This window comes from Bacillus sp. NEAU-242-2 (genome assembly GCF_027853835.1).
GTDB classification, from domain to species: domain Bacteria; phylum Bacillota; class Bacilli; order Bacillales; family Bacillaceae; genus Bacillus; species Bacillus velezensis.
In genome coordinates, this window is sequence record NZ_JAPNNY010000002.1 from 253,172 (window position 1) to 264,506 (window position 11,335).

General features: G+C 49.5%; 8 protein-coding genes. 1 reads left to right on the top strand and 7 read right to left on the bottom strand.

What is annotated here, in order from left to right; all coding sequences use genetic code 11:
• Positions 1-63 precede the first annotated feature (63 nt).
• The 4 genes from cysI to OWN49_RS06265 all read right to left on the bottom strand — a co-directional run bounded on the left by cysI (position 64) and on the right by OWN49_RS06265 (position 6,886).
• Positions 64-1,779, bottom strand: a complete 1,716-nt coding sequence (gene cysI, locus OWN49_RS06250; RefSeq protein ID WP_176283524.1) for an assimilatory sulfite reductase (NADPH) hemoprotein subunit — start codon at positions 1,777-1,779, stop codon at positions 64-66.
• Positions 1,780-1,806: 27 nt separating this feature from the next.
• Complete coding sequence (locus OWN49_RS06255) at positions 1,807-3,615, bottom strand: assimilatory sulfite reductase (NADPH) flavoprotein subunit (protein ID WP_176283525.1); 1,809 nt, start codon at positions 3,613-3,615, stop codon at positions 1,807-1,809.
• Between the two features lie 174 nt (positions 3,616-3,789).
• Positions 3,790-6,105 carry an RNA polymerase recycling motor HelD gene (gene helD / locus OWN49_RS06260; RefSeq protein WP_176283526.1) on the bottom strand — a complete coding sequence of 772 codons (2,316 nt, stop codon included), beginning with the start codon at positions 6,103-6,105 and terminating at the stop codon, positions 3,790-3,792.
• Positions 6,106-6,277: 172 nt separating this feature from the next.
• Positions 6,278-6,886: a trimeric intracellular cation channel family protein gene (locus tag OWN49_RS06265; RefSeq protein WP_146284074.1), complete on the bottom strand. Its 609-nt coding sequence runs from the start codon at positions 6,884-6,886 to the stop codon at positions 6,278-6,280.
• Positions 6,887-7,109: 223 nt separating this feature from the next.
• On the opposite strand from OWN49_RS06265, the gene OWN49_RS06270 reads away from it, so the two are divergent.
• Positions 7,110-7,910, top strand: coding sequence for a zinc-dependent metalloprotease (locus OWN49_RS06270; protein ID WP_077722837.1), 801 nt, complete (start codon positions 7,110-7,112; stop codon positions 7,908-7,910).
• 34 nt (positions 7,911-7,944) lie between these two features.
• On the opposite strand, the gene OWN49_RS06275 is transcribed toward OWN49_RS06270, so the two are convergent.
• From OWN49_RS06275 to OWN49_RS06285, 3 genes are all read right to left on the bottom strand, one after another.
• A complete protein-coding gene (locus OWN49_RS06275; protein WP_014305812.1) occupies positions 7,945-8,364 on the bottom strand; it encodes a disulfide oxidoreductase in 420 nt (139 codons plus the stop codon).
• Positions 8,354-9,025, bottom strand: a complete 672-nt coding sequence (locus OWN49_RS06280) for a DsbA family protein (RefSeq protein WP_077722838.1) — start codon at positions 9,023-9,025, stop codon at positions 8,354-8,356. The genes OWN49_RS06275 and OWN49_RS06280 overlap by 11 nt, the downstream gene beginning before the upstream one ends.
• 117 nt (positions 9,026-9,142) lie before the next feature.
• Positions 9,143-11,254 (bottom strand): heavy metal translocating P-type ATPase, encoded by a 2,112-nt coding sequence (locus OWN49_RS06285; protein ID WP_077722839.1) that lies wholly within the window; start codon positions 11,252-11,254, stop codon positions 9,143-9,145.
• Positions 11,255-11,335 lie beyond the last annotated feature (81 nt).

Consider the following 11,335-nt stretch of genomic DNA (forward strand, 5'->3'; position numbering starts at 1 on the left):
GCTTAGCAAAGGATAGAGAACGCACCGCCAGTGTGTCTCTATCCTTGGTTTTAAGAGCTCATCTTATTCGTGAAAATTCGTGCCGTCTGTCGTCGCTTTAATGATGCCGGCGCGGATGACGAAATCGCCGAAGTGTTCGCCTTCCTCACGCTCTTTCGCGTAGCGCGGGAGAATAGTGCGAAGCTCACTCAAAATTTCCTCTTCACCGATATTTTCCCGGTACATTTTGCTCAAACGGCTGCCGTCAAACGCCGCTCCTAAATACATATTATATTTTCCGGGCGCCTTTCCGATAAATCCGATTTCGCCGAGTGCATGGCGGGCGCAGCCATTCGGGCACCCGGTCATACGGATGGTGATTTCTTCATCCCGCAGCCCGTTTTCGTCAACAATGTCTTCAATCTTATCAATCAATTTCGGCAGATACCGCTCGGCTTCGGCCATGGCGAGCCCGCATGTCGGAAGCGCGACGCAAGCCATTGAACTGCGGCGGAGGGCGGAATACTGCCGGCCGTCTGTCAGACCGTATTGTTCGATTAATGCGCTGATTTGTTTCTTTTTCTGGCTCGAGACATTGCCGATAATCAGGTTTTGATTAGAAGTGAGACGGAAATCCCCTGTATGGACTTTGGCGATTTCACGCAATCCCGTCATCAGCTTATAATTCTCATAGTCCGTGACGCGGCCGCCTTCGATAAACATCGTAAAGTGCCATTTCCCTTTTACGCCCTTCACCCATCCGTAACGGTCGCCGTTATGGTCAAAATGATAAGGTTTCGCTTCATCCAGCTGCCAGCCGAGGCGGTTTTCCAGCTCGGCTTTTACGTTTTCCAGCCCGAGACGGTCAACGGTGTATTTGAATCTGGCATTCTTTCTGACGGAACGGTTTCCGTAATCGCGCTGAATTGTAATGGTTTTTTCCGCTACATCATACAGCTGCTCCGGTTTGCAGAAGCCGATGACTTTTGAAAGCTGCGGATAAGTGGCCGTATCGCCGTGCGTCATTCCCATACCGCCGCCGATTGCCACGTTGAACCCGATAAGACGGCCTTCCTCCACGATAGCAATGAAGCCGAGATCTTGAGAAAAGACATCGATATCATTGGACGGAGGCACGGCGATTCCGATTTTGAATTTCCGCGGCAGGTACAGCGGCCCGTACATCGGTTCCGTTTCCGTGTCAGGAGTGCCCGCCACACGTTCCTCATCAAGCCAGATTTCATGATAGGCTCTCGTGCGCGGAAGAAGGTCATCGCTCAATTTCTTCGACCATTCGTATACTTCCGCATGAATTTCAGACTGGTGCGGATTTGAAGCGCACATGACGTTTCGGTTGACATCTCCGCAGGCCGCAATGGTATCAAGCAGCGCCGCATTGATTTTCTGAATCGTTTTTTTCATGTTCCATTTTAAAATTCCGTGCATTTGGAACGTTTCACGCGTTGTCAGCTTCAATGTATTGTTTCCGTATTTTTGCGCCAGTTCATCCATGACAAGCCATTGTTCCGGAGTTGACACGCCGCCTGGCATCCGGACGCGCAGCATGAACTGATAAGCCGGTTCAAGCTTTTGTTTTTGACGTTCATTACGGAGATCGCGGTCATCCTGCAAGTAGCTTCCGTGATGCTTCATCAGCCGGTTGTCATCGTCCGGGATGCCGGCTGAAATCCGGTCGAGCATGACTTCTTTCAATGTGCCGCGCAAATAATCGCTTTTTTCTTTAATTTCCTCAACATCACTTGGAGGGCCTTCCGGCGCTTTTAAAATGTTGTTCACCATGCTGAATAAGCTCCTTTCAAACCAAAATCAATATACATCACGCTGATAGCGTTTTTTCTGCTGCATGTCTGCCAGGAAGCTTTCCGCTTTTTCACGGCTCATGCCGCCTTCTTCCTGAATGATATCGAGAAGCGCCTGGTGCACGTCATGCGCCATATGCTGTTCATCACCGCAGATGTATACGGCGGCTCCCTGCTGCAGCCATTCATACAGCTCTTTGCTTTGTTCTTTCATGCGGTGCTGCACATATACTTTTTCCTCCGAATCCCGGGAAAAAGCGACGTCCATTTTTGTGAGAACACCGTTTTGCAGCCATTTTTGCCATTCCGTCTGGTACAGAAAATCAGTGACAAAGTGCTGATCCCCGAAAAACAGCCATGTTTTCCCTTCAGCTCCGGTTTCTTCACGCTCCTGCATAAAGGAACGGAACGGTGCGATGCCTGTCCCCGGCCCGACCATAATGATCGGTGTATCCGGATTTTCCGGCAGCTTGAAGTTTTGGTTGTGCTGAATGTAAATCGGAAGCGTATCTCCCGGCTGGAGTCTTTCCGCACAAAGAATGCTGCAGACGCCTTTGCGTTCTCTGCCGTGCGCGTCATATCTGACCGCTCCGATTGTCAGATGCACCTCTTCCGGATTCGCTTCTAAACTGCTTGCGATCGAATAGAGCCGGGCCGGCATTTTACGCAGGATGGAAAGAAAGTCTTCCGCGGAAGCTTCCCACGGACCGAAATCCCGGACGAGATCGAGCAGATCACGGCCGTTGGTGTATGCTTTCAGCTGCTCTTCGTTTCCTTCGGCCAGAAGTTCACTCAGCTTTTGATCAGCCGTAAACTGTGCGGCCTTTTGCAAAAGCGGCTTTGTTAAGACGGTAATTTCAAAATGAGAAGTAAGCGCGTCTTCCAGCGGACGGCGCTCTCCTTGTTTATTCACCGCCACTTCCTGTTTTGGGTCCCATTTCAGCTCATTGATCAGCTCATCAACGAGCGCCGGATCATTTTCCGGATAGATGCCGAGGCTGTCTCCGGGCTGATACGCGAGGCCCGATCCTTCAAGCGATAGCTCGAGATGACGTGTTTCTTTATTCGAACCGCGTCCGTTCAGATTGATGTTCTCAAGAACCTCCGCCCGAAACGGGTTCGTTCTGGAATATACGGATTCACCGAGAGCGGGCGTCTCGGCAGGCGCTTCGGCTGTTTGATTTCCCGCTCCTTCGTTCAAACCGCCGATGACCGCGTCAAGCCATTCCGAAAACGGCTCATCATAATCAAGATCGCAATCAACCCGCGGCGCAAGCTGGGTGCCGCCGAGCTCTTGAAGACGCTCGTCAAACTCTTTGCCGGTCTGGCAGAAAAATTCATACGAGCTGTCCCCGAGCGCCAAAACGGAGTAACGGAGCGCTTCAAGCTTCGGCGCGCGTCTGCCGTGAAGAAATTCATGAAAGGCCAGCGCGTTATCCGGCGGATCGCCTTCTCCGTGCGTGCTCACCACGATCAGTAAATTGTTTACTTTTTTCAGATTATTCGGCTTAAAATCGTTCATCGACGCGACGGTGACCTGGAATCCCCGTTCCTCAAGCGTCTTTACCGTCTGTTTCGCAAGACCTTCCGCATTTCCCGTTTGCGATCCGTATAATACGGTCACTTCTTTCGAGACTGCCGGGCTTTCAGCAGGAGACGGAGCAGCGGGCGCGGCTGTTTCACCGGATTCGGACCGGGCAGCAGCCAAATAGCCGCTCAGCCAGATTTTCTGTGATTCTGTCAAGGTCGGCAGAAGGCGGTTAAGGAGCTCTGCCTGCTCCTGATTAAACGGACTGTTCATGACCTGAAGTTGCAACGATATCCACCTCACAAGGAATTAAACGTAACGTACGTTATTTCTATAGGAATTGTCAAAATAATATTCTAATTGAAACTTTACCGAAAGTTTGTATGTAAGTAAAATATATAATCATGATGACAACGATTAAGATTACTAATGATAAAAAGCCCTTTGCACTCGGCAAAGGGCTTATACGAATAAGCCGGCGGGCACTTCTTTTATAAAAGGAGAGGGTTCTCCCGAGGACAATACGGTCAGATGATGCATCGCCCGCGTACAGGCCGTATATAACAGCTTACGGTCATGTTCGCTATTGTACTGGGCAGCAGAGGCGTCAGCGGCAATGACGGCGTCAAACTCAATGCCTTTTGCCAAATAAACGGGAATGACGCATACCCCTTTTTGAAAAGGCTGGTTTTCTTTATTGATCAAGCGGACACCGCTCTCGGCGCTGACTGCCTGAAACACTTTTTTGGCTTCCGCGGCCGTTTTGCAGATGACGGCGACCGTCTCCCAGCCTTTTTGTCTGAGCTCCCGGATTGTATCCGCCAATTGTTCCTGCCGCGCATTTTCTGTATCCGTCCGCAAAACACGCGGTTTTTCCCCGTTCCGGTTAAAAGGCTCAATGTCATCGCCGTCAGCCAGCAGCGCTTTCGTAAATTCAACAATCTGCCGCGTCGATCTGTAAGTCCGCTTCAGGCTGACATACTTTTCTGCACCATTGCGAAAGCAGCCGGCGAGGGAAGAAGGGCCCGTAATGGTGTGAGCATAAATCGACTGGCTGACATCACCGAGCACCGTCATCTTTGCCGCCGGGAAGATGCTTTGAATATACGTGAGCTGAAATGAGGAATAATCCTGCGCTTCATCAATGAAGACGTGCTTCATTTGTGTGTTTTTTCTTTTTCCTTCTAACAGATCCTGCAAATAAAGATACGGAGCGGCATCTTCATACGGAAGCGACCGTTCTGCAAATGCGTTTCTGGTCAAAGCGCCGATGCTCTCCCAATGATCGGGCTTTTCATCAGCTCCCCAGTCTGAAAACAGCCGGAGATACATCCGTTTTATATCGAGAAAGCCGAGCCGTCTGACGGCCTGCTTAATCGGTTTAAAGGCTTTGCCGACAATAATGGCGCCAAGCAGGCGCTGTTCGCGCTGATGGTCGTCAAATGCAGGTTCATCATCTGCCGCCTGCTTCTTGAGTGTTTGATAAACCTCAGCATAGTCTTCCTTATCAAGCAGATCGCTCTCCTGCAAGACCCATTCCTTCTTACGCTCCTTTTTTTCGAGAGCGCTGATTTCCGCGAGAAGCCATTCCGCCGTCAGCTCCGCTCTGTTCGGAATCGGCAGCTGCTGATCAAGCGAATAAAAATAGGCTTCAATCCGCTCTTTTGAAATCAGGATGTCTCCCCGAAAGCTGATCTGTTTACATATCAGGCCGGAGACCGAAAGCGACCCGGCATAGCGGTCAATCAGGGCCTGGAAAGCTGACGACGCTTTGTAAGCAATGGCTGCGAGCCTTACGGAAAGTGCGTCCTGATTTTGTTCAGTCAGGCAATATTCAAGCTGCTCGTACGGGCTTTCACAATCAAACTTTCGTCCGAGCCGGCGGATGATATATTCCTGAAAGGTGGCCTGCTCCATATTCTCTTCTCCCAATTCCGGCAATACGGCGGAAACATAACTGTTAAACAAAATGTTCGGGGAAAACAATACAATCTGACGGGCATCAAGCACCCCGCGCCCGCGGTACAGCAAGTAAGCGGCCCGCTGAAGCGCCGCGGATGTTTTCCCGCTCCCGGCGGCTCCCTGAACGATGAGATATTTGCTTTTTTCATCCCGGATGATTTCGTTCTGTTCTTTTTGGATGGTCGACACGATGTTTTTCATATGCTGTCCGGAATGGCCGCTCAGCACCTCTTGCAGCATTTCGTCACCAATCGTCATATCCGTGTTAAACATCGCTTTAAGCGTCCCGTTTTTAATGATAAACTGCCGCTTCAGTGTGATGTCTCCCTCTATCGTTTCTTCCGGAACTTCATAGCGGGCTTTTCCCGGGGAATATTGATAGTAAAGAGATGAGATGGGCGCGCGCCAATCATAAATGAGAAATTGCTCGTTGTTTTCATCCATCAAAGAAGTCAGCCCGATATAAATCCGCTCGGAAGAGGACTCCCCTTTTTCCGTAAAATCGACACGGCCGAAGTAAGGAGAGGTTTTCAGCTTTTGGATTTTTTGAAGCTGCCGGTATTGAAGCCGATGCGTCCGTTCACGTTCTGAAAGCATTTCCGCCTGCTGTTTAATGCTTGAAAATGTCTCAGCCGCTTCATGGGCGTCATCCATATTCACGGTGACATCATCCCAAAACGTTTTTCTCAGGCCGACAATATCCTGCTTCAAACCGCCCGATGAGGCTTCAAGATGAGTTTGTTTCTGTTCCAGTTCCTTCATGACAAAATTGATTCTTTCCTGCTCTTCTTTCCACTCTTTATCACGTTTTGCCATCAGCGGCACCTCCGAGATCAAGCTGACAAATCCGGCTTTCCTCATACAAACATATATGCAACATGTTATTCAGCATTATGGTCAAATACCCTTTTTCTTATCATATCGGGCGTCTTTTTTTATCAGAAGCCGTTATGCAAAAAAACCGATTTCGTTTGTGAAATCGGTTTTTTTACTGATCTATATGATAGGAACGAATCGGCAGGCGCCACCTGAACACATAACTGCAGATGCGGCATGCCACAAGCACAAGAAACAGCACATACAAACCGGCGGCATCCCCGGCCCAGCCGAGGCCCACGATTAACCCTCCGAGCGCGGCCCAGACTGCATATATTTCCGCCTTGAGCACAAGCGGCTTTCTGCCCGCGAGCAGATCCCGTATGATGCCGCCCCCGCTGCCGGTCAGGACCGCTGCCGCAATCACCGCACTGAGCGGATGGCCCATTTTCACGGCATATAAAGCGCCTTGGATGGCAAACGCCGATAGCCCGATGGCATCGGATAGGTTGCCCCATTTACTCCAATGCCTTAACAGCAGCTTCGGAAACAAAAAGACAATCGTAACTGATGCGAGAGCGATTTGAAAAAACGCGCCTTGCTCCCACAAGGCGGAGACCGGAACACCGATCAGCAGATTTCGGATGGCTCCTCCGCCGAACGCCGTTACAATCCCCAAGATATACACGCCTAAAATATCATACTCCTCTTCCATCGCAACAATCGCTCCGCTGACCGCAAACGCAATGATGCCGATTACACTAAGCAGCTCCCAGGCCATTCCATATGCTCCTTTTTATTTGTTAAATTTTCTGACGACCATTAGATTTTATAATCGCTTTCTCTTAAAATCAACCTTATTTTTGAAAGATTCTGATTCCTGATCCGGGACAACCTCACCCGCAACGGCTGAGAGCGAGAATATTTTCCTATTTTATACTTTAATGGGAGGTTTATTGGAAGTTTCATTGAATACTTTCTCTAACAAAAAGGGGGGGTATGAGATGAAAATCAGTTCACTTGTTTTTCCTGTTTTATTGGCCGCCGGATTAATTCCCGGCCTGCCGTCAGCCGAAAGCCATACGCATTCGCACACTCATGCGGAGCCGGCGAAAACGGTGTATACGGACCCGCTTCCGAAAGCCGATCATTTTAAAGATCTGAAGGGCCCGGTCCAAGTTGAACAGACGGTTGACACAAAAATTCTGGATGAGAACGGCAAGCAGGTCGGCACAAAACGATTCAATGCCAATGTCAGTCAGGATAAAGCCTCAACTAAAGCCAGCACGGGCGCTCAGAAGGTCAGAGTGCTGGCGGTGGCGGACGCTGAATACCGCGCCAAATACAGCGACTGGCAAACGCGAATCGTCCAGATCGTGGAGCAGGCGGATGTCGCTTTTAACCGTGATCACAACATTGATTTCGTCGTACAGGCCGTGCAGGCTTGGAATTCCTCCGGCTCAAACAGTTCTCAGATTTTATCGAATCTCCAAAGCAGCTTCAGAAATCAAAATTATCATTTTGTCGTCGGTTTTACCGCAAAATCAAGTTTTGACGCCGGCGGTATCGCGTATGTATATAACGGCAAACCGAGCGGCCCGGCTTTCAGCGTGAACCTTGATCAAGGAACGGCCAACACGGCGAAAGCGGCACAGCACGAGTTTTCCCATAACTTCGGACTTCAGCATGACGCCCAAGGCAGCGGCATCCGCTGCGTCATGAATTATGATTATGCCTATTCCGTGGATATCTGGGACAGCTCCCATAACAGACAGATTGCGACAAACAAAGCTTGGTACAAATAATAGAAAAAGAGCCGCTCCCCATGGAGCAGGCTCTTTATTTTGCCGTGCGTTCCGTTTTGACAAAACACATGCAGATCATAATGAGAATAAATGCCGTCAATGCCAAGAAAGGAATGGTAATGAAACCGAACCAGTTAATATATTCAGATGAGCAAGGCACGCCGTAGACACACGGCTTGATGCCGCTGAAACCGGGCACCTTCTGCTCAAGGTAATGCATGATCGATATAAACGCGCCGATGACGGCCATCGGCAGCACATATTTTTTCACGCGCGTGTCACCCTGGAAGGTGGCGATTCCTAAAATCAGGACAAGCGGATACATGAGAATTCTTTGATACCAGCACAGCTCGCACGGTATGAATTTTCTGATCTCGCTGAAATAAAGGCTGCCGAGCATGGCAGCAAGAGCTATCACCCAAGAAGCATATAAAAATACGATTCTATTTTTCATTTTTCAGCTCTTTCTTAATCGTTTTTGAAATTTCCTCATAATTAGAGAATTCTTTAATCACTTTGTCATTTACGTAAATCGTCGGTGTCGCCGTAATGTTTAATTTATCATTCAGGTCAGTGTCAGCTTTCAGCTCTTTTGCAAATGTCTCTTTATCAAGGTTTTCCTTCAGCTTGTCAGGATCAACCTTTTTCGCGGTGCTTTTGACCGTTTTTTCAAGCAATGCAGGCGTGACCCATTCCTGTTCGCTTGACGGCTGCTCTTCAAACAGCTTTTCATGGAAAGTCCAGAATGATGCCGGGTCTTCCTTCCACACCTCTTCTGAAGCAAGTGCCGCCAGACGCGAGCCGCTTCCGTGGTACATGACGTTCACAAATGAAAATTTCACGTCGCCTTTATCGATAAAATCTTTTTTGATTTTCGGAAAGATATCGCTGTTAAATACTTTGCATGACGGACATTTGTAATCTCCGAATTCAACTACCGTAACAGGCGCGCTGTCTTTGCCGAGCACGGGCTGTCCTTTAATGGAAGGCTGTTCGGCGGCTGTTTCGCCCGCTTTTTCCGTTTGGTTGTTAATAATTACGATGGCCGCAAATAAAACGACAACGATTAACGTCAGAATCACCGCAAATTTCGCAGACGATTGTTTCTTTTTCACTCAGACACCTCATTGTTTTTAAAATAAAAAAGAAGCGGATGCCGGATGGCCCGCTTCTCTATTTTACCAAGACAACCTTGTTTAAGAAAACCCTGAAAAACGAATTATCTTTGACAATTATTCCGCTTTCACTCTCATGACGCGCATCGCATTGGCAACGGCAATCAGCGTGACGCCTACATCTGAAAAGACCGCTTCCCACATGGTGGCGAATCCGAATGCGCCAAGCAAGAGAAAAATGATTTTTACGCCTAAAGCAAATCCGATGTTCTGCCAGACGATCCGGCGTGTGCGGCGTGCAATCCGGATGGCTTCGGCTGCTTTTGACGGCTGGTCTGTCATCAGGACGACATCGGCCGCTTCGACGGCGGCATCAGAACCGAGAGCCCCCATGGCAGCTCCGATGTCAGCTCTGGCAAGCACAGGCGTATCATTAATCCCGTCGCCGACAAACATCAGTTTTTCATTCGGTGAAAGCGCGGCTTCAAGTTCTTCGACGCGGTCTACCTTGTCACCAGGCAAAAGCTCTGTGTACACGTCATCAATACCGAGCTCTCGGCCGACAGCTTCTCCGGTCTGCTTTGAATCACCCGTCAGCATCACTGTCCGCTTCACGCCGAGCGCTTTTAACTTGGCAATGGCCTGTTTGGCGTCCTCTTTGATTTCATCTGCGATCACGATCGCCCCCGCATACTGCTGATCAACGGCGACATAAACGACGGTTCCGTTATTTTCAGCTGTGCCGGAAGCGATTTGTTCTTTTGCCATCAGTTTTTGATTTCCGGCCAAAATCGTTGATCCGCCGGTTTTCACCCGAATGCCGTGTCCGGGTATTTCTTCATATTCTTCAATCTCCTCAGCCGCGAGCGGTTGATTGTAAGCCTCACGGATGGAAGAAGCAATCGGATGATTGGAATGGACTTCTGCAAGCGCAGCAGCATGAAGCAGGCTGTCTTTCGTAAATCCTGCCGCCGGTTTGATATCAGTAACGGCGAAATTGCCTTTCGTTAAGGTTCCCGTTTTATCAAACACGGCGTATGCCACCTGATTGAGCGCTTCTAAATAGTTGCTGCCTTTCACGAGCACCCCTGCTTTAGACGCAGCCCCGATACCGCCGAAAAACCCGAGCGGAATGGAGACGACGAGTGCGCACGGACAAGAAATCACAAGGAAAATCAGCGCGCGGTACACCCAGTCGGATAGCGCGGCTGAAGGCACGAGAAGCGGCGGTAAAAAGGCGAGAAGCACCGCAACAATGACAACAGCCGGTGTATAGTACTTGGCAAACTTCGTAATAAAGTTTTCCGTTTTCGCTTTGCGTCCGGCCGCATTTTCGACCAGATCCAATATTTTTGACACGGCAGAGTCTTCATATCCTTTAGAGGTTTCAATATGAAGCACGCCGTTCTGATTCATAAATCCGGCCATCACCTCTTGCCCCGGCTCCGCTTTTCTCGGCACGGATTCGCCCGTTAAAGCGGATGTATCAACCATCGAGGAACCGCTCAGCACCTTTCCGTCCAGCGGAATCCGTTCTCCGGGATTCACGATGATGACCTGTCCGACTTTGACGTCCTGCGGGGGAACGGCAGCCATGCCGTTTTCCGTTTTCACATTGGCGTACTCAGGACGGATGTCCAATAACGCGCTGATCGATTTTCTGGATCGGCTGACGGCCGCTCCCTGAAACAATTCACCGATCTGGTAGAACAGCATGACCGCGACGCCTTCCGGATATTGATGAATGATAAATGCGCCGATTGTGGCAAGCGCCATCAGAAAATGCTCATCAAATACCTGGCCGCGGACAATATTTTTTCCCGCTCTGGCTACGATATCGCCGCCGATGATCAAATATGAAGCAAAAAAGAGCAGAAACTCAAGGACGGCGCCCGTGTGCGCGAAGTAAGCGATGACGGCCAAAACGGCGCCCGCCGCCAATCTCACTAACATCAGCTGCAGCTTTTTGCGGTATTCATCCCCGCCGGGTTTGTCTTCGTGCTTCGAACGAACGGTCACATGAGGATCAATGGACTTTACTTTTTTCGCGACTTCGTCTTTCATCCATTGCTCGTTTTTCCCGCCGGCTGAGACCGTGATGGTGCTTGCCGCAAAATTGACAGCACAGCCGTCTATGCCGTCAATGGCTTTTACGCCGTTTTCTATTTTTTTTGCACAGTTGCTGCAATCAAGTCCGTCTAATACAAATTCACCTTTGGCTGCTTTCATTTTCGACTCACCCTACTTTCCGTAATAGGATTCCCATAACATCAATACAGCTAAACGAATTTATATATATGAACATATACT

Coding starts and splice junctions, on each gene's coding strand:
- cysI (WP_176283524.1), bottom strand. CDS start 1,779: ATGGTGAACAACATTTTAAAAGCGCCGGAAGGCCCTCCAAGTGATGTT.
- helD (WP_176283526.1), bottom strand. CDS start 6,105: ATGGCAAAACGTGATAAAGAGTGGAAAGAAGAGCAGGAAAGAATCAAT.
- OWN49_RS06285 (WP_077722839.1), bottom strand. CDS start 11,254: ATGAAAGCAGCCAAAGGTGAATTTGTATTAGACGGACTTGATTGCAGC.
- OWN49_RS06265 (WP_146284074.1), bottom strand. CDS start 6,886: ATGGCCTGGGAGCTGCTTAGTGTAATCGGCATCATTGCGTTTGCGGTC.
- OWN49_RS06270 (WP_077722837.1), top strand. CDS start 7,110: ATGAAAATCAGTTCACTTGTTTTTCCTGTTTTATTGGCCGCCGGATTA.
- OWN49_RS06275 (WP_014305812.1), bottom strand. CDS start 8,364: ATGAAAAATAGAATCGTATTTTTATATGCTTCTTGGGTGATAGCTCTT.